Consider the following 18,792-nt stretch of genomic DNA (forward strand, 5'->3'; position numbering starts at 1 on the left):
CGGTCATGGTCAGCCGTGCAGCCCGCACTCGGTCTTGGCGCGGCCCGCCCAGCGGCCGGCGCGCGCGTCCTCGCCCTCCAGGACCCGGCGGGTGCAGGGGGCGCAGCCCACGGAGGCGTAGCCGTCCATCAGCAGCGGGTTGGTGAGGACGCCGTGCTCGGCGACGTAGGCGTCCACGTCGTCCTGGGTCCAGCGGGCGATGGGGGAGATCTTGACCTTCCGCCGCTTCTCGTCCCAGCCGACGACCGGGGTGTTCGCCCGGGTCGGGGACTCGTCGCGGCGCAGCCCGGTCGCCCAGGCCAGATAGTCCTTCAGGCCTTCCTCCAGCGGCCGCACCTTGCGCAGCCCGCAGCACAGGTCGGGGTCGCGGTCGTGCAGCTTCGGGCCGTACTCCGCGTCCTGCTCGGCGACCGTCTGCCGGGGGGTCAGCGTGATGAGGTTGACGTCCATCACGGCCTCGACCGCGTCCCGGGTGCCGATGGTCTCCGGGAAGTGGTAGCCGGTGTCGAGGAACACGACGTCCACGCCGGGCATCACCCGGGAGGCGAGGTGGGCGACCACCGCGTCCTCCATCGAGGAGGTCACGCAGAAGCGGTTGCCGAAGGTCTCGGCGGCCCACGTGAGGATCTCCGCCGCGGACGCCTCCTCCAGGTCGCGGCCCGCCTGCTCCGCCAGCGCCTTCAAGTCGGCCGTGGCGCGCTCTTCCTGAACAGTCGTCATGTCCGGTCCCCTCCCGTGTCGGATCGCTCAAGTCCCCGGGCGAGCAGCCCGAGGAACTTCAGCTGAAAGGCTCGGTTGCACGCGCCGCACTCCCACGCACCGTGGCCCTGTTCCCCCGGGCGCAGGTCCTCGTCGCCGCAGTAGGGGCAGTGGAAGGGCGCGGCACGCTCGCTCACGACAGGGCCTCTTCCGGGGCGCGGCCGACCCAGGCGGCGAACCGCTCGCCGTCCTCGCGCTCCGCCTGGAAGCGCTTCAGCACCCGCTCGACGTAGTCCGGCAGTTCGTCCGCGGTGACCTTCAGACCGCGCACCTTGCGGCCGAAGCCGGCCTCCAGGCCGAGCGCGCCGCCGAGGTGGACCTGGTAGCCCTCGACCTGCTGACCGTGCTCGTCGAGCATCAACTGGCCCTTGAGACCGATGTCCGCCACCTGGATGCGGGCGCAGGCGTTCGGGCAGCCGTTGAGGTTGATGGTGATCGGCTCGTCGAAATCCGGGATGCGGCGCTCGAGTTCGTCGATCAGCGAGGCGCCGCGCGCCTTGGTCTCGACGATGGCGAGCTTGCAGAACTCGATGCCGGTGCAGGCCATCGTGCCGCGCCGGAACGGGGAGGGCCTGGCGCTGAGGTCCAGTGCCTCCAGGGACTCGACGAGGGAGTCGACCTGGCCCTCCTCGACATCGAGGATGATCATCTTCTGCTCGACGGTGGTCCGCACCCGGCCCGAGCCGTGGGCCTCCGCGAGGTCGGCGATCTTGGTGAGCGTGGTGCCGTCGACGCGGCCGACGCGCGGGGCGAAACCGACGTAGAAGCGGCCGTCCTTCTGGCGGTGCACGCCGATGTGGTCGCGCCACTGCTGCACCGGCTGCTCGGGCGCCGGACCGTCGGTCAGCCTGCGGCGGAGGTACTCGTCCTCCAGCACCTGGCGGAACTTCTCCGGACCCCAGTCGGCGACCAGGAACTTCAGCCGCGCCCGGTTGCGCAGCCGGCGGTAGCCGTAGTCGCGGAAGATCGACAGGACGCCCTCGTAGACGTCGGGAACGTCCTCGATCGGGACCCAGGTGCCCAGCCGCACGCCCAGTTTGGGGTTGGTGGACAGACCGCCGCCGACCCACAGGTCGAAGCCCGGCCCGTGCTCGGGGTGGCGGACGCCGACGAACGCGACGTCGTTGATCTCGTGCACCACGTCGAGGACGGGCGAGCCGGAGATGGCCGTCTTGAACTTCCGGGGCAGGTTCGAGTACGCCTTGTTGCCCAGGACGCGGCGCTTCATCTCCTCCAGCGCCGGGGTGCCGTCGATGATCTCGTCCTCGGCGATGCCGGCGACGGGGGAGGCGATCATCACGCGGGGGGTGTCGCCGCAGGCGGTGACCGTGGAGAGGCCGACGGCCTCCAGACGGTCCCAGATCGCGGGCACGTCCTCGATGCGGATCCAGTGGTACTGGACGTTCTGCCGGTCGGTGATGTCCGCGGTGCCGCGCGCGAACTCCTGCGAGACCTCACCGATCACCCGCAGCTGCCGGGTGGTCAGCGCGCCACCGTCGATGCGCACCCGCAGCATGAAGTACTCGTCGTCCAGCTCCTCCGGCTCCAGGATCGCGGTCTTGCCGCCGTCGATCCCGGGCCGGCGCTGGGTGTAGAGCCCCCACCAGCGCATCCGGCCGCGCAGGTCGCTGGGATCGATCGAGTCGAAACCGCGCTGGGAGTAGATCGTCTCAATGCGTGTCCGCACATTGAGACCGTCGTCGTCCTTCTTGACCTGCTCGTTGCCGTTGAGCGGGGTGAAGTGTCCCGCGGCCCACTGTCCCTCTCCGCGGTGACGGCTCACCTTGCGGCGGGGAGTCGCGGCGGCAGGATTCTGCGCGACGGCAGGCGTCTGCGGGGTGGCGGCCATGGTTGATACGTCCTTCGGGACAGGCGGGAAGAATGCTCTGACCTGCGCATGCAGGCGCACGAAAGGGAGTGCGCGTCATTGCGCGGGGAGTGAGGCGAAGAGGGGGGCCGGGCGGTGCTGGGTGCTCTCAGCGCGCCGGACAGATGGCGCTGGACATGCGGCCGAGGTCGACGTGCCGCCGACTCACCAAGGCGATTCCAGTTCCAGGCATGGCGGAAGCCTGGCACGGCGTTCTGGACACAGTCCAGCTTTGTCCAAAATGCGGACACCCTTGTCTCGATATGAGAGACAAGGGTGTCCTTGGTCACAAGCGCCGCGCGCGGTCTTGTCCGCGCTGGTCAGCCCGGGTAGGCCCCCGGCCACGGGCCCGGCGTCCGCACCTGGGTCTCCTCCTCGACCTTGGTGTCGAAAAGGGTGAAGCCCCGGCGCCGGTAGTTGTCCATCGCGTGCTCGCCGTCCTTGCTGCACGTGTGCAGCCACACCCGCCTGGTCGGCTTCAGTCCCGGCCAGCGGTCCGCCAGGTCCCAGGCGCGGGCCGTGCCGTACGACAGCAGGTGCCCGCCGATGCGCCGTCCCCGGAAGGCGGCGACGAGACCGAAGTAGACGATCTCGACGACCCCGTCCTCCTGCGCCTCCAGCTCCACGTAACCCGCCGGAGTCCCGCGGTCGTGGGCGACCCACGTCTCCACCCCGGGCCGGTCCAGGTGCTCCAGCCACTGCGCGTACGTCCAGCCCAGCCGGTCGGTCCAACGGATGTCACCGCCGACCGAGGCGTACAGGAAACGGCTGAACTCGGGGGAGGGCACCTCGGAGCGGACCACCCGCACGTCTCCCTCGGGCACGGCGGCCGGACGGAGATCGGTGGGCGCGGTCTGCTCCAGGGACCAGGTGGTCACGGAGATGGTCGTCATGTCCGAAAGGGAACCATCCGGGGCGCGTTCCTGTCGAACGCCTGATCAGGGCGCGGACAGCCGCCTCACCCGGCTACCGGTCCAGGGACCGGTCGACCGAGGCCAGCGGCAGCGCGAACAGCATGCGCCCGGACTGGGACCACACGTCGCCGGTCTCCTGCCAGTACGACAGGGACGTCGCCCCGCCGCTCCAGCAGCGGTGCGTCTCGTCCGCCCCGCAGCGGGTGGGGAGGGCCCCGTCGGTGTCCTGCCGCCACAGCGTGCCGCGCTCGTCCGGGGTCCCGGTCATCCGGCCCAGGTACCAGCCCGACCGGTACGACAGCACACTGCGCACGCGGCTCAGCTCCGTCTCGTACACCGCGACCGGATCGGGGTCCAGCAGCCCGGCACGCCCCGGCCCGGTGCTGAACGAGTACCGCCACAGCCGGGTCGGCCCGTCCTCCGCGGACGAGGCCCCGTGCGCCACCAGGCTGTCCGGCGCGGTGCTGCGGTCCAGGGCGATGCCCCCCGGCCGCGGGGCGCCGGCACCGCTCGTCCGGTAGGAGGCGACCGCCGTCAGCACGTACCGCGCCCCGGCCGCCGACCAGCCGCCGGGCACCCTGCCCACCGACCTGCCCTCCACCGTGGCCCGCTGCACCCGGTCCAGGTCGTACACGTACAGCGCGGCGTCCTCGCCCCGGCCTGTGGTCACCAGCAGCTTGTCCTGGTACCAGACCATGCCGGACACGGCGGAGCCCAGCCCGCGGTAGTCGCGGCCGCCGTCCACCGGAACGGTGAGCAGGGCCCAGGTGTAGCGCGCTGCGCCCGGGTCGCCGGCGTCCACGAAGGCGACCCTGGCGAGCCCCTGCTCGGCCACGGAACCCGCGGCCCGGCTCCACCCGGAGAGGATCACCCGGTGCGCGCCCCAGCGGCCGTCCTCGTCCGCGTCCCCCGAGGTGGTGACCGCGCCGGCCCGCCAGCCGTCGGTGTCCCGGCCCGGCCAGCAGTACGCCCGGGTCGCGGCCGGTTCGACGGGCAGCGCCCGACGGTCGTCGTCCGGGCACTCCGCCGCGTCGCGCAGGGAGCCGTCGGGGTCGGCGAGCACGGCGCCGATGCCGACGGGCCGGCCCATGCCGGCGGAGAGGCGGTCGAGCGTGTCACCGGGGACGCCGTGCTCGGTCAGCCGCAGCGGCGCGGTCTCGGCGGACGCGGTCAGCGGCTTCAGGGCCCCGGGGTCGTCGGCGTCGGTGGCCTGCGAGGCGCTGATCATGGTCGCGGCCGCGGTCAGCGCGAGAGCGGTTCCGGCCAGCGCGGCCCGCAGCGCCCTGCCCCGTCTGCGCCGGCGGTGTCTGCCGCGATGCTTCATACCGTCCTCCCGGGGCGAGCCAACTGCGTCCGGTGATCAGCGGGTTGACCGTGGAGCAATGGGGGTGGCCCGTACCGGGATGCTACGGCAGCCGGCCGGCCCGGGAGGCGAAGACCCTGCAAATATGCGGAACAGCGACCTTCCCAGGCTCTCCCGGGCACTCCTGTACGACACCCCGCACCCTTGACGGACGGCCCTCAGGCATCCCGCACCGGCCGCCGCCGACGGCCCGGGACCGGGGCCGTCGACCGGGGGAGCAGCTCGGCGTCGGGGTGGTCCGGGAGGAGGATCTCCACCTCGGCCGACTCCGTGAAGCGGTAGGGCCGGTGGTCCAGCAGGGAGCCCAGGTAGCGGCGGACCCGGGACATCTCCGCGCGGACCGTCACCGTACGGGCCGGGTCGCCGAAGACGTCCCGGGCCAGGTCGGCGGCGCTGCGCCCCGCACGGTGCACGGCCAGCAGGTACAGCAACCCGGCGTGCCGGGGGCTCAGTTCCCGGGTCCAGGACCCCGCCTGACCGGACACCTCCACCGACCGGCGGCGCGGCTCCCTGAGATCCAGCACGATCCGCACCGCGGCACGTGTCACCGGTTCGTCCGCCGCCCGCACCAGCCAGCCCCCGGCCAGCGGCTCCAGCGAGCACCGCCCCAGCGCGGGCAGCCACCGCATGCCCGCCGACACCGACGTGGGCAGCGCCAGCCGCTCCGTGTACGGCATTCCCGTCACCGCCGCCGTCCACCCGTGCCGGTCCACCACCAGCGCACGCCCGTCGAGCCGCGCCAGCACCGGCGCGGCCACCGCCCGCAGCCGCTCCAGCGACCGCACGTGCCTCTCCCGCAGCCGCGCCTCGGCCAGCTTCGCCACCGAGTCGACCCACGCCAGCGTGGCCGGATGCATCGTCTCCAGCGGCCCGCTCACATCGACCACGCCGATCAGCCGCCCGTCCCGGGGATCGGTGATCGGCGCCCCCGCACACGTCCAGGCGGCGTGCGACCGCACGAAGTGCTCCGAGGCGAAGACCTGCACGGGGCGCCCCGTCACCGCCGGCGTGCCCACCCCGTTGGTGCCGACGACGTCCTCACGCCAGTCCGCGCCGATCTCGAAGCCCAGCCCGTCCGCCTTGCGCAGCACCGGCGCGCTGCCCTCCCGCCACAGCACCCGGCCCTCCTCGTCCGCGACCACCATGATGTGGTGCGCGACGTCCGCGACCGACAGCAGCCCTTCCCGCAGCACCGGCAGGACGTGCCGCAGCGTCGAGGCCTCCCGCCGCCGCTGCACCTCCTCGCGGGACAGCAGCCCACTGCGGAAGTCGTGGTCCGGGTCCACACCGCTGCGCAGCATCCGCTCCCAGGACTGCCCGATCACCGGGCGGGGAGCGACGGGCAGACGCTGCCCGGACAGCGCCGCGGAGCGGACCTCGTCGAGCACCCGCGCCGCGCGCGCCGTGTCGACGGCCGCCAGGTGCGTCACGTCCATCGGCGAGAGCGCCACCGGACCTCCCGGAGAAAGACTGTCGGACCCAATACTGCCGTCTGCCCCCGGCGAGGACGCTCAGTACCGGCGCGGGAACAGCACGTTGCAACCCCCTGCAACCCTGGTGGACGGCTCGAAGACTGTTTGAAGATTGAGCGACGCCGTCCCGAGCGGCGTCCACGGCTCTCAAGGGGGCCTGTGGTGCGGGGGTGGTGCCGTGTCGGCGCAGCACCACCCCCGCGTCGCGCGCTCCGCCGTTCAGGACACCGGCCGGGCCCGCTCCACCACCGACGCCAGATCCAGCGTGTGGGGCAGCGTCCCGAACGCCGAGCCCCCGTCCCCGCCCAGCCGTGCCGCGCAGAACGCGTCCGCCACCTGCGGCGGCGCGTACCGCACCAGCAGCGACCCCTGGAGCACCAGCGCCAGCCGCTCCACCAGCCGCCGCGCCCGCCCCTCGGCACCCTCCAGATCCGCCAGTTCCGTCAGCAGGTTCTTGATCGCCGCGTCCAGCCGGTGATCCGCCCCGCGCGCCCGCCCGACCTCGCGCAGGTACGCGTCCAGCGCCCCCGGCTCCCGGCCCAGCGCCCGCAGCACGTCCAGCGCCTGGACGTTGCCCGCGCCCTCCCAGATCGAGTTCAGCGGCGACTCCCGCACCAGCCGCGGCATCCCCGACTCCTCGACGTACCCGTTCCCGCCCAGGCACTCCGCCGCCTCCACCGTGACGGGCGCGCACCTCTTGGTCACCCAGTACTTCGCCGCCGGCACCGCGATCCGCAGCAGCGCCCGCTCCTGCTCACCGCCGTCGTCGTACGCCGCCGCCAGCCGCAGCGCCAGCGCGGTGGCCGCCTCCGACTCCAGCGCGAGATCGGCCAGCACGTTGCGCATCAGCGGCTTGTCGGCGAGCCTGCCGCCGAACGCCTCCCGGTACGTGCAGTGGTGCACCGCCTGCGCCACCGCCTGCCGCATCAGCCCCGCCGAGCCCAGCACACAGTCGAGCCGGGTCGCCGCCACCATCCCGATGATGGTGCGCACCCCGCGCCCCTCCTCCCCGACCCGGCGCGCCCACGTCCCGTCGAACTCGACCTCGGCGGAGGCGTTGGACCGGTTGCCCAGCTTGTCCTTCAGCCGCTGGATGAGGAACACGTTGCGCGTGCCGTCCTCCAGCACGCGCGGCACCAGGAAGCAGGTGAGGCCCCCGGGCGCCTGCGCCAGCACCAGGAAGGCGTCCGACATCGGCGCCGAGCAGAACCACTTGTGCCCGGTCAGCTCGTACGCGCCGTCCTCCGACAGCGGCCGCGCGGCCGTCCTGTTCGCGCGTACGTCGCTGCCGCCCTGCTTCTCCGTCATGCCCATCCCGAACAGCGCACCGGGCTTCTGGCCGGGAGGCCGCAGGGCGGGGTCGTAGACCGACGACGTCAGCCGGGGCTCCCACACCGCCGCCAGCTCCGGCTCGGCGCGCAGCGCGGGCACCGCCGCGTGGGTCATCGACAGCGGGCACCCGTTGCCGGCCTCCACCTGCGTCCACAGCTGGAACGCCGCCGCCCGCCGTACGTGCCCGCCCGGCCTCCCCCACGCCGCCGTCAGCCCCGCCGAGACACCCTTGCCGAGCAGCCGGTGCCAGGAGGGGTGGAACTCGACCTCGTCGATCCGGTGCCCGTAGCGGTCGTGCGTGCGCAACCGCGGCGGATGCTCGTTGGCCAGCACCCCCCACTCCTGCACCTGCGCGGACCCCACCGTCCGCCCGAGCCCCGACAGCTCGGAGAGCCCCTCGTCCAGCACCTCCGCCGCCAGATGCCGCTCGACCGCCTCCACCAGAGCACGGTCGGCGCCGAAGACGTCGTACTGCACCAGCGGCGGAGTCTGGTTGGTCACGGTGTGCGTGGTGCCTGCCATGCCCCGAACGTACCCCGCGGTCCGGCCTCCTCACCCGGTGATTCCGCCTCTGCGTGAGTGCGACCAGGCACGACGGATACCTTTGGTTCGTGCAGCCAGCAAGTGAATCCCCAGACGAGCCCTCCGGCCGCCTCCACCGGGCCCGGGCCCTCTACCGGAACGTCTCCAAACGCAGGACCGCCTGGCTGCTGCTCAAGGACACCGTCAATTCCTGCATGGAGTACCGCATCCTGGGCCTGGCGGCCGAGGCGGCGTTCTTCACGCTGCTGTCGGTCCCGCCGCTGCTGCTCAGCATGATCGGCCTGCTCGGTTACGTCGACGCCTGGACCGGCGCCGAGACCATCCAGAGCCTGCAGCGCAACCTCCTCGACGCCTCCCGCACGGTGCTCTCCGACCGGGGTGTCTCGCAGATCGCGGAACCGATCCTGCGGGACGTGACGAAGGGCGGCCGGCCCGACGTCATCTCCCTCGGCTTCCTGATCGCCGTGTGGTCGGGCTCCCGCGCGGTGAACGTCTTCATCGACACCATCACCGTCATGTACGGCCTCGACGGCGTCCGGGGCATCGTCAAGACCCGGCTGATGGCGTTCCTGCTGTTCCTCGTGGGCCTGCTGATCGGCTCGGTCGCGCTGCCGCTCATGGTGGCGGGACCGGACGCCGTCGTGCGGATCGTGCCCTGGTCCACGACGGTCGTGCAGATCCTGTACTGGCCGGTCGTGATCCTGCTGTCCATCGCCTTCCTGACCACGCTGTACCACGTCTCCGTACCCGTGCGCTCCCCGTGGATCGAGGACGTGCCCGGCGCGCTGGTCGCCCTCGGCATGTGGGTGCTCGGCAGCTTCCTGCTGCGGATCTACCTGACCAACACCGTGGAGGGACCCACCATCTACGGTTCCCTCGCGGCCCCCGTCGCCGTACTGCTGTGGATCGGTGTGTCCGCCTTCGCCGTGCTCGTCGGCGCCGCCGTCAACGCGGCCATCGACCGGGTGTGGCCGGCCGCCGCGACCGCCGCGGCCCGCGAGACCAACGAGCGGCTGCGCCAGGCCCAGGTCGCCGAGTACGTCGCCCGCACCGCGGCCTCGATCGGCGAGGCCGACCCCGACATGCCCTCCGAGTTCCCCGAACGCTGGTCCCGCTTCCTCCCCCCGGAGGACGTCACGGCGCGCCTGCGCGCGCATGTGAAGACCACCCACCCGAGACACGGGGAGGCACCGGAGCACGAGGAGAAGTGAACCGGCACCCGCCCCGGCCGGAAAGCCGGCCCCTCCGGCGTTCGAGGAGCGGGGTCCGGGGCGGAGCCCCGGGGACGGGACGGGAAGGGGCGGCGGGGGCCAATCAACCAGGCAACGCCCCACCGCCCGCCCCCGGCTCACACCGCCCACGTCCCGGCCGCCGCCTCCTCCGCCACGAACTCCGCGAAGTCCCGCGGCTCACGCCCCAGCACCTGCCGCACCCCGTCCTCCAGCCGCGCGTTGCGCCCGTCCAGCAGCGTCTCGAACACCTCGGTGAGGAACGCGGCCTCCGCCGCCGGCACCCCGAGCCCGGTCAGCGCCTCGCCGTAGTCACGCGCCGGCACCGCCCGGTATGTCAGCGGGCGCCCCGTGGCCGCCGCGATCTCCGCCACCGCCTCCCGCCAGGTGAGCAGCCGGGGCCCCGTCACGGTGATCGTCCGCCCCGCGTACCGCTCCCCGCCCGCCAGGGCGGACACCACCACCTCCGCGATGTCCCGCACATCCACGAAGGGCTCCGCCACCTCGCCCGCGGGAAACACCAGCTCCCCGCGCCGCACCTCCTCCAGCAGCGGCCCCTCGCTGAAGTTCTGCGCGAACCAGGCCGCCCGTACGACCGTCCAGTCCGCGCCCGACGCGCGCAGCGCCTCCTCGGTGGGCAGCGCCTGGTCCTCGCCCCGCGCGGACAGCAGCACCAGCCGCCGCACCCCCAGCCCCAGCGCCACTCGGGCGAGCTCGCCGACCGCCTCCGCCGTGCCGGGGGCGCCGACGTCGGCGGGGTGGACGAGATACGCCGCGCCGGCCCCGCGCAGGGTGTCCGCCCAGGTCGACCGGTCCGCCCAGTCGAACCCGGTCGCCCGCGACGCCGCCCGCACCGTCAGCCCCGCCGCCCCGGCGGCCCGAGCCACCCGGCTCCCCGTACGCCCGGAAGCGCCCGTGACGACGAGGGTCGTGTCCTTCGCGCTCTTCGTGTTCTCCGTCATGCCCTCGAGTCAACCGCCGCGCACCGCACGGGACCATCGCCGAACGGCTCACGCGCATAAGCCCGCGTCTACGCTGACCCCATGGACGCTCTCACCGGACTGCTCGAAGGGCCCCGCGCCCGCGGCGCGTTCATGATCCGGGCGTGCTTCGACCCGCCGTGGGCGGTCCGCGTGGAGGACCGCGCCCCGCTGACGGTGATGCTCCTCGTGCGCGGCGAGGCGTGGCTCCTGCCCGACGGGGGAGAGCGCCTCCTGCTGCGCCCCGGTGACCTCGCCATCACGCGCGGCCCCGGCCCGTACACCTGCGCCGACGCCCCGGACACGGTCCCGCAGGCGCTGATCCTGCCCGGCGGCGAATGCCACTACCCCGACGGACGGCCCCTGAACGGCGTCATGGACCTCGGCGTCCGCACCTGGGGCGACGGCCCGGACGGCGGGACGGTGATGCTGATCGGCACCTACCAGATGCGCGGTGAGATCGGCGGCCGCCTGCTGGACGCGCTGCCGCCGCTGCTCTCCCTCACCGCCGAGGTGTGGGACTGCCCGCTCACGCCCTTCCTCATGGAGGAGATCGTGCGCGACGCACCCGGTCAGGAGGTCGTCCTGGACCGGCTGCTCGACCTGCTGGTCATCGCCGCGCTGCGGGCCTGGTTCGACCGGCCGGAGGCGGAACCGCCCGCCTGGTACCTGGCCCTGTCCGATCCCGTCGTCGGCCCCGTCGTCCGCCTGCTCCAGGACGACCCCGCCCACCCCTGGACGGTCGCCGCCCTCGCGTCGAAGGCCGGTGTCTCCCGTGCCGCCCTGGCCCGCCGCTTCACGGACCTCGTCGGCGAACCCCCGATGACGTACCTCACCGGCTGGCGCCTCGCCCTCGCCGCGGACCGCCTCCGCGACACCGACGACACCATCGGCGCGATCGCCCGCCACGTCGGCTACGGCAGCGCCTTCGCCCTGTCCACCGCCTTCAAACGGACCTACGACGTCAGCCCGCAGGAGTGGCGGACCCGCGCGGCGTAGCCTGGGGGACGTGTACAGGGAGCGGGCGTCGCGGCTGCCGGGCGCGGTCGTGTGGACCAGCGTCCCGTCCGGGAACGGGCAGGGCAGGGTGCTGCCCGACGGCTGCATGGACCTGCTCTGGCACGACGGACGCCTCCTGGTCGCCGGCCCGGACACCCGCGCCCACCTCACCGGAGGGCCGCCGAGCACCTGGGCGGGCATCCGCTTCCACCCCGGTACCGCGCCCGCCCTGCTGGGCGTCCCCGCCCACGAACTGCGCGACCGCCGCGTGGATCTGGCCGAGCTGTGGCCCGCCGCGGCCGTGCGCCGCGTCACCGCCCGCGTCGACGCCGCGGACGACCCGGCGCACGGCCTGGAGGACGTGGCGCTGCGCCGGGCGGCGGAGACCGCCCCGCCCGACCCCCTGCTCGGCCGTCTCGTCACCGCCCTCGGCGCGGGCCGCCCGGTCGCCGCGACCGCCGACGAACTGGGCGTGGGAGCGCGCCAGTTGCACCGCCGCTCCCTCGCGGCGTTCGGCTACGGCCCCAAGACCCTCGCCCGCATCCTGCGGATGCGCCGCGCGCTCGCCCTGGCGCGGGCGGGCGTCCCCCTGGCGGAGACCGCGGCCCGCGCCGGCTACGCCGACCAGCCTCACCTGGCGCGTGACGTACGGAGCTTGGCGGGAGTGCCGCTGGGCGAGCTACTCGCCCGCGGCCAGCGGAGCGAACAGGTCCACCCCGTTTCCGTCCGGGTCGAGGACGACGGCGTACCGCTGCCCCCAGACCGCGTCCCACGGCTTCAACTCGACACGGCTCCCGGCCCCGGCCATCTCCGCGAACAGGGCGTCGACCTCCGCGGGACTGTCGCACCGTAGCGCCAGCGAGGTCCTGCCCCCGCCCGAGGGCGGCTCCCATCGCGTGTGGAAGGACCGGACCACCTCCTCCGTGTCGAGCATCAGCCGCAGCCCGCCCGGCAGTTCGGCCTCCACGTGTCCCTGCGTCCCGGCCCCCTCGGGGAAGGCGAACCCGAGCCGCCGGTAGAAGGCGACGGAGGCGGCCATGTCCGAGACGACCATCCCGATGGCATCGAATCGTGCACATATGAGCGCCACGCTACGGCCGCCCCGCCGAACCGGTCTTGAAGGAATCGGACACCGCCCGCACCGGGCCCGCCGTCCGGCCGGCACGGCCCGGCGGTCGGCGCCCCCGCGTAGGCTCCTGACGCATGGCCGTCCCCGCACTCCTCGTCTACACCCGCACCACGGACTACCGGCACGACTCCATCCCGGCCGGTGTCGCCGCCCTGCGCGGCCTCGGGGCCTTCGACGTCGACGCCACCGAGGACCCCGCCGCCCTCGAGGCGCCGCTGGACCGGTACGCCGCCGTCGTCTTCCTCTCCACGAGCGGCGAGGTGCTCACGCCGGCCGGACGGCAGCGGCTCACCTCGTACGTCGAGGCGGGCGGCGGGTTCGCCGGGGTGCACGCCGCGGCCTGCACGGAGTACGACTGGCCGTACTACGGGGAACTGCTCGGCGCCCGCTTCGACCGCCACCCCGCGCTCCAGCCGGGCCGGGCGGTGGTCGAGGACGGCGACCACCCGGCGACCCGGCACCTGCCCGCCGTCTGGCACTTCACGGACGAGTGGTACGACTTCCGCGCCAACCCGCGGGGGAGCGGCGCGCGGGTCCTGCTCCGCGCCGACGAGTCGTCGTACGACGGCGGCGGCATGGGCGACGACCACCCGCTGGCCTGGTGCCGCGAACAGGGCGCGGGCCGCGTCTTCTACACGGCCCTCGGCCACACCGCCGAGGCCTACGACGACCCCGCCTTCCGCGCCCACCTGCGCGGCGGGATCACCTGGTCGGGCGCCCGGGACACCCGGCCCGATCCGGAATCCGGGGGGAGTGTCGGTCCCGGCTCCTAGGGTGAGAGGCGCCGGAAGAGGGCCAACGACCACAGGAGTCACGTATGACGCGGTACTTGATCTCGTTCGACGACGGCGCGATGACCTTCCCGGAGGAGGAGCTGCCCAAGGTGGCCGAGGCCTCGCTCGAGGTGGTGCGTGAGGCCCGGGCCGCCGGTGTCTGGGTTTTCGGAGGTGGACTTCAGAGCCAGCAGGCGAGCGTCGTGTCCACCGACGGGACCGTCACCGACGGCCCGTACCCGGAGACCAAGGCGGTGCTCGGCGGGTTCTCGGTCATCGAGGTGCCCTCCCGCGCGGAGGCGCTGGAGTGGGCCGCCAGGATCGCCGCGGCGTGCCGCTGTGCGCAGGAGGTCCGGGAGATCATGCCCGACCCGACCGACTGAGCGAAGACGACGTGCTGCGGCGCTGCGCTGATCCGAACGGGTGACACACGGAGCGCGGCCCGCTCCCCGGGCGGCGACGCTTGGCGTCATGGCACCCACCACGTCAAGACGGCTCGCCGCCGCACTGCTCGTCTGGCTCGCCGTCCTCACCGGAACGGCGCCGTCGTCGTCCCCGGCCGCGGCGGCGTCCCCGGCCGGTGGGGGACCCGGCACCTCGGAGGAACCCTCCACGACCGGCGACGATCCGCTGCCGGCCCTCGAGAAGGCCGCGCGTCCCCTGCGCACCACCGAACCCGCCGGGCCCTTCGCGGACCTGCGGGCCCTCGGGCAGGCGATCGGTGACGCCACGCTGGTCGGCATCGGCGAGGCCGCCCACGGCTCGCGCGACTTCGTCACCTTCCGGCACCGGGCCCTGCGGTACCTGGTCGAGGAGAAGGGCTTCCGCTCCTTCGTCCTGGAGGCCAACTGGAGCGCCGGGCTCCGCCTCGACCACTACCTGCTCACCGGTCGCGGCGATCCGGCCCGGATCATGTCCGAGGAGTTCCAGAACGCCTACCTGCTGCTGCACAGCCAGGAGTACCTGGACATGGTCCGCTGGATGCGCGCGTACAACGTCGACCACCCCGGCGACCCGCTCAGGTTCGCCGGCAACGACAACGCCTACGCCGGACCCGAGCTGTACGACCGGGTCGTCGGCCACGTCCGCCGGTCCCACCCCGATCTGCTGCCCGCCGTCACCGAGCTGTACCGGGGACTGGCTCCCGCCCTGCCCGTCGGCGAGTGGATCCGCGCCGCCACATCCGCACCCCTGGACGAGCGCCGTGCACGGGCCGAGCGCACGGGCCGCGTCCTCGCGCTGCTGAACGCCCGCGAGCCCGCCGGGACGGACGGCGAGCACGCCTGGGCGGTCCAGCACGCCACCGTCATCGACCAGGTGGCACGCATGTACGCCTTCGACTTCACCGACCCCGGCGCCGTGCCGGAGGCCATGGCGTACCGCGACACCGTCATGGCGGACAACACCGTCTGGTGGCACCGCCGCACCGGCCACCGTCTGGTGCTCGGCGGGCACAACAGCCACCTGTACACCGCCTCCTCCACCCCCAGCCTCCCTCTCACCCAGGGCGAGGTGCTCCGGCAGCGGCTGGGCGACGGCTATCTGGCGGTGGGTCTCTCCTTCGGCCGGGGCGCCGTGCACGCCACCGAGCAGGGCCTGCAGAATCCGGTCGACGAGGACGTCAGGCGGTTCGAGGCCGGGCCCGCCGCTCCCGGATCGGTCGAGCACACCCTGGACCGCGTGGGCCACCCGAACTGGTACCTCGACCTGCGCACCGCACCGGCCGCCGCCCGCGCCTGGCTGGACACCACCCGGCCCAAACGGGAGATCGGCACGGACTTCCCTCCACCCGGTGACCGGGTCAGCCTGCTGAAGTCCGCGGACGTCGTGGTGCACCTGCACGAGATCCGCCCGAGCCTCCCGCTCCCACGCGGCTGAACGCCGGCGGCGGGGTGCCGCCACCCGTGGTGACGGCACCCCGCCCTGTCAGCCGGACGTCACCGGATCTAGCAGTCGAGGTAGGCGACGTGGATCCACACGCCGGTGCGTCCGCCCACCACGTCACCCATGACCCAGTCCCCCTGCTGGCCACGGGCGTCGAACTGCTGTCCCCTGTTCACCTGGCCCAGGACCGGGTACTCCGTGCCGGGTCCGCCGCGGAAGTTGACCCCGTTGTCGTTGACCGTGCACATGAGGGCCTGCCGCGCCGCCGTGTGGGACGGGGCCGGCTCCTGCGCGGCCTGCGCGACGGGCCCGGCCGCCACCGTGAGCCCGCTGACCAGAAGGGCCGCCGCCAGAATGCGCTTCTTCATGGGATTCCTCTTTCCACTCGTTCTCGGGTCCCGGTGCGGGAGCCGATGCACCGTTTCTAGCCGCTAATCTGTTGTTCACGGTCGGTCGACCGATGCCGAACAAACGGATGCCGAACAATCCGTGTGACCGGGGGAGAAGTGCGTCAGCGTGCCACGGGGAGAGCGCCCACTGGACCCGGAAAGCGGTCCATTGTTCGAATTCGCGGCGCGGTTGAGGAAATTGCGGGAACGGGCCGGTCGTCCCACCTACCGGGACCTCGCACGGCACGCGCACTACTCGATCGCGACGCTGTCCTCGGCCGCGGCGGGACGGCAGCTGCCCAGCCTGGCCGTCACCCTCGCCTACGTCCGTGCCTGCGGCGGTGACGAGCGGGAATGGGAGCTGATCTGGCGCCGTACGGCCGAGGCGTGCGCGGGTACCCCGGCGGCGGCCGCCGCCGCGGAGGACCGGCACGGCGGAGAAACCCGGCCGCCCTACGCCGGTCTGGCCGCATTCGGGGAATCCGACGCCGGTTTCTTCTTCGGCCGGGAGAGGCTCACCGCCGCACTCGTCGAACACATGAAGGAGAAAAGGCTTCTCGTTCTGTTCGGCGCGTCGGGGTCCGGAAAGTCGTCGGTGCTTCGCGCGGGCGTGCTCCCCGCGTTCTCCGGTGTTCGCGCGCTGGTATTCACGCCCGGTCCGCACCCACTGGAGGAATGCGCCCTCCGGCTGGCGGCCACCGCCGGCCTCGACCCCGCCTCGGTGCGCGGCGATCTCGCGGCCGAACCGGCCGGCCTCCACCGGATCGTGCGGCAGATCCTCGCCGGACGGCCGGAGGGCGACCGCGCCCCGGACGAACTGCTGCTCGTGGTGGACCAGTTCGAGGAGGTGTTCACCCTCTGCCGCGACGCGGAGGAGCGGGAGCGGTTCGTCGCCTCCCTGGTGCACGCGGCACAGGCCCCCGACAGCCGCACGCGGGTCGCCGTGGCCGTGCGGTCCGACTTCTACACGCACTGCACGCGCCTGCCCGCACTCGTCGACATCCTGCCCCACGCCCACCATCCCGTCGGTCCGATGACCGCCGAGGAACTGAGGGCGGCGATCACCGGCCCTGCCGCCCGCGCCCGGCTGACCGTCGAGAGCGCCCTGCTGACGACCCTCACCGCCGACGCCCACGGCCGGCCGGGGGCGCTGCCCCTGCTCTCGCACGCCCTGCTGGAGACCTGGCGCCGACGGCGCGGCAACGCCCTCACACTGGCCGGATACCGGGCGGCGGGTGGCTTCGAGGGGGCGCTCACGCAGACCGCCGAGGCCTTCCACCACGCCCTGAGCGACAGCCAGCGAGGAGCCGCCCGACGGCTGTTCGTGAGGCTCGTCGCCCTGGGTGAGGGCACCGAGGACACCAAGCGGCGTGTGCCGCGTCAGGAACTCGGCGACGGCCCCGACACCGCGCACGTCCTCGAACAGGCCACCAGGGCGCGGCTGCTGACCGTCGACGGTGACCATGTGGAGATCGCCCACGAGGCGTTGATCCGCTGCTGGACCCGGCTCGGCGGCTGGCTGGACGAGGACCGCGACCAGGAGCGCCTGCTCCGCACGCTCACGGAGGCCGCGGCCCTCTGGGAGTCCCTGGACCACGACCCCGACACGCTGTACCGCGGCGTACGACTCGCCGCCGCGAAGGATCTCCCGCGGCAGGCGCTGACCGCGCGGGAACGCGCCTTCCTCGACGCCGGGGAGTCGGCGGCGCAGGAGGCACAGCGGCGCGACCGGCGCAGCCTGCGCCGTCTGCGCAGGCTGGTCGGAGCCCTGGTCGTCCTGCTCGTGTGCGCCGTGGCCGCCGCCGGCGTCGCCGTACAGGCACAGAACACCGTCACCCGGCAGCGCAACGAGGCCGTGGCTCTCAGGGCCGCCGACGAGTCCGTGCGCCTCGGCCCGCACGATCCGTCATTGGCCGCCCAGGTCGCACTGGCCGCCTACCGCCACGCCCCGCAGAAGCGCACGCGCGACGCCCTGCTCAGCACCCTGTCCCTCGCGGCATACGGCGCCGGGCCGACCGGACCCAGGCCGACCGGCCACACTCCCGCCGTGACCGCGGACGGGCGCACGCTGGCCATGGCCGACCGCGCGGAGATCCTCCTGTGGGACATCACGGATCCCCGGCGGCCCCGGCGCCTGGCCACCCTCGACGGCGACGGGGTCGCCATGAACTTCATCGAGTTCACCCCCAGCGGGAACACGCTGGTCGGCGTGGGCGCCGACCGCACACTCCGGCTCTGGGACGTCACCGACCCCCGGGAACCGGCACCCCTGTCGGAGCGTCCCACCGGCCATGCCGACGCCGTCTACGCCGTCGCCGTGCGCCGGGACGGCCGGCTGGCGGCCACCAGCGGCTACGACGACACCATCCGCCTCTGGGACATCACCGACCCGGCGCGTCCCCGCACCGTCGCCACGCTGAAAGGGCACGCGGGCAACGTCAAGCCCGTGGCGTTCAGTCCCGACGGAACGACCCTGGCCTCGGGCTCCGACGACCGCACCATCCGCATCTGGGACGTGTCCCGCCCGCGGCACGCCGCCACCGTCGCCGTCCTCGAGGGACACCGGCACTTCGTCGACGCCCTCGCCTACGGTCCCGACGGCCGCACCCTGCTGAGCGGGAGCGACGACCGTACGGCGAGACTGTGGGACATCGGTGATCCTGCCCGGTACCGCCGGCTGGGCGAACTGGCGCGACACGCCGATGTCGTCGCCGGTGTGGCCTTCGCCCCCCACGGCCGTACGGCGGTGACCGTCGGTGTCGACGGCGCGGTGAAGGTGTGGGACGTGACCGACCGCGCGCGCCCCGCGCCGCTGGCCTTCCTCACCAACCCCGGCGGGTCGGTCAAGGAGGTGCGCCACCTCCCGGCGGACGGCACGCTCCTCACCGTGACCGCCCACCGCAGCGTCCAGGTATGGAACACCGACCTGGACCGGGTGCTCGCCGACGCCTGCAACCGCGTCCGGGGCACCATCAGCCGCGCCCAGTGGGCCCATCACTTCCCCCGCCTCGCATACGACCCGCCCTGCCCGCGCCGCGCGAGGGCCGACCCGGCCTCAGGGATCCGCCCGGGTCTGCCACTCCTGCGCGGCTGAACGCCTGCGGCGGGCCGCCGAGGCCCGCGCCGCCTCGCCCCTGCGAGCCCACCCTGCCAGGCCGG

General features: G+C 73.6%; 17 protein-coding genes and 1 pseudogene. 7 read left to right on the top strand and 11 right to left on the bottom strand.

What is annotated here, in order from left to right; genetic code table 11:
* Positions 1–9: 9 nt before the first annotated feature.
* From F1615_RS01770 to F1615_RS01800, 8 genes are all read right to left on the bottom strand, one after another.
* Positions 10–720 carry a phosphoadenylyl-sulfate reductase gene (locus F1615_RS01770; RefSeq protein WP_149547039.1) on the bottom strand — a complete coding sequence of 237 codons (711 nt, stop codon included), beginning with the start codon at positions 718–720 and terminating at the stop codon, positions 10–12.
* On the bottom strand, positions 717–896 hold the full coding sequence (locus F1615_RS36095; RefSeq protein ID WP_149547040.1) for a hypothetical protein: 180 nt from the start codon (positions 894–896) through the stop codon (positions 717–719). The genes F1615_RS01770 and F1615_RS36095 overlap by 4 nt, the downstream gene beginning before the upstream one ends.
* Positions 893–2,608, bottom strand: coding sequence for a nitrite/sulfite reductase (locus tag F1615_RS01780; protein ID WP_149547041.1), 1,716 nt, complete (start codon positions 2,606–2,608; stop codon positions 893–895). The genes F1615_RS36095 and F1615_RS01780 overlap by 4 nt, the downstream gene beginning before the upstream one ends.
* 127 nt (positions 2,609–2,735) lie before the next feature.
* Positions 2,736–2,819: a putative leader peptide gene (locus tag F1615_RS37040; RefSeq protein WP_310887545.1), complete on the bottom strand. Its 84-nt coding sequence runs from the start codon at positions 2,817–2,819 to the stop codon at positions 2,736–2,738.
* A gap of 127 nt (positions 2,820–2,946) precedes the next feature.
* A complete protein-coding gene (locus F1615_RS01785) occupies positions 2,947–3,519 on the bottom strand; it encodes a GNAT family N-acetyltransferase (RefSeq protein ID WP_149547042.1) in 573 nt (190 codons plus the stop codon).
* 73 nt (positions 3,520–3,592) lie between these two features.
* A complete protein-coding gene (locus F1615_RS01790; RefSeq protein WP_149547043.1) occupies positions 3,593–4,864 on the bottom strand; it encodes a hypothetical protein in 1,272 nt (423 codons plus the stop codon).
* Positions 4,865–5,061: 197 nt separating this feature from the next.
* Positions 5,062–6,339: a GAF domain-containing protein gene (locus tag F1615_RS01795; protein ID WP_149547229.1), complete on the bottom strand. Its 1,278-nt coding sequence runs from the start codon at positions 6,337–6,339 to the stop codon at positions 5,062–5,064.
* A gap of 255 nt (positions 6,340–6,594) precedes the next feature.
* The gene (locus tag F1615_RS01800; protein ID WP_149547044.1) at positions 6,595–8,229 is read right to left on the bottom strand and encodes an acyl-CoA dehydrogenase family protein; all 1,635 of its coding nucleotides are present in this window, start codon (positions 8,227–8,229) and stop codon (positions 6,595–6,597) included.
* An 89-nt stretch (positions 8,230–8,318) separates the two neighbouring features.
* Between F1615_RS01800 and F1615_RS01805 the strand changes: the two genes are divergently transcribed.
* Positions 8,319–9,461 (top strand): YihY/virulence factor BrkB family protein, encoded by a 1,143-nt coding sequence (locus tag F1615_RS01805; RefSeq protein ID WP_149547045.1) that lies wholly within the window; start codon positions 8,319–8,321, stop codon positions 9,459–9,461.
* A 137-nt stretch (positions 9,462–9,598) separates the two neighbouring features.
* On the opposite strand, the gene F1615_RS01810 is transcribed toward F1615_RS01805, so the two are convergent.
* Complete coding sequence (locus F1615_RS01810) at positions 9,599–10,441, bottom strand: NmrA family NAD(P)-binding protein (protein WP_149547046.1); 843 nt, start codon at positions 10,439–10,441, stop codon at positions 9,599–9,601.
* An 81-nt stretch (positions 10,442–10,522) separates the two neighbouring features.
* Here F1615_RS01810 and F1615_RS01815 point away from each other — a divergent pair, with 81 nt between their 5' ends.
* Positions 10,523–11,458 (top strand): AraC family transcriptional regulator, encoded by a 936-nt coding sequence (locus F1615_RS01815; RefSeq protein ID WP_149547047.1) that lies wholly within the window; start codon positions 10,523–10,525, stop codon positions 11,456–11,458.
* A gap of 10 nt (positions 11,459–11,468) precedes the next feature.
* A pseudogene (locus tag F1615_RS01820) lies at positions 11,469–12,146 on the top strand (helix-turn-helix domain-containing protein); the annotation flags it as partial.
* Here F1615_RS01820 and F1615_RS36100 read toward each other — a convergent pair.
* Complete coding sequence (locus F1615_RS36100; protein WP_244328620.1) at positions 12,138–12,539, bottom strand: VOC family protein; 402 nt, start codon at positions 12,537–12,539, stop codon at positions 12,138–12,140. The pseudogene F1615_RS01820 and the gene F1615_RS36100 overlap by 9 nt on opposite strands.
* Positions 12,540–12,661: 122 nt before the next feature.
* Here F1615_RS36100 and F1615_RS01830 point away from each other — a divergent pair, with 122 nt between their 5' ends.
* From F1615_RS01830 to F1615_RS01840, 3 genes are all read left to right on the top strand, one after another.
* Entirely contained in the window at positions 12,662–13,360 is a 699-nt protein-coding gene (locus F1615_RS01830) for a ThuA domain-containing protein (protein ID WP_149547050.1), read from the top strand.
* 44 nt (positions 13,361–13,404) lie between these two features.
* Entirely contained in the window at positions 13,405–13,743 is a 339-nt protein-coding gene (locus tag F1615_RS01835) for a YciI family protein (RefSeq protein ID WP_149547051.1), read from the top strand.
* A gap of 88 nt (positions 13,744–13,831) precedes the next feature.
* On the top strand, positions 13,832–15,238 hold the full coding sequence (locus F1615_RS01840) for an erythromycin esterase family protein (protein ID WP_244328606.1): 1,407 nt from the start codon (positions 13,832–13,834) through the stop codon (positions 15,236–15,238).
* A 68-nt stretch (positions 15,239–15,306) separates the two neighbouring features.
* Here F1615_RS01840 and F1615_RS01845 read toward each other — a convergent pair whose 3' ends face one another.
* Complete coding sequence (locus F1615_RS01845) at positions 15,307–15,612, bottom strand: SH3 domain-containing protein (protein ID WP_149547052.1); 306 nt, start codon at positions 15,610–15,612, stop codon at positions 15,307–15,309.
* 148 nt (positions 15,613–15,760) lie between these two features.
* Here F1615_RS01845 and F1615_RS01850 point away from each other — a divergent pair, with 148 nt between their 5' ends.
* Positions 15,761–18,727, top strand: a complete 2,967-nt coding sequence (locus tag F1615_RS01850; protein WP_425385612.1) for a helix-turn-helix domain-containing protein — start codon at positions 15,761–15,763, stop codon at positions 18,725–18,727.
* Positions 18,728–18,792: the final 65 nt, after the last annotated feature.

The organism is Streptomyces marokkonensis, from assembly GCF_008312835.1.
Lineage (GTDB): Bacteria > Actinomycetota > Actinomycetes > Streptomycetales > Streptomycetaceae > Streptomyces > Streptomyces marokkonensis_A.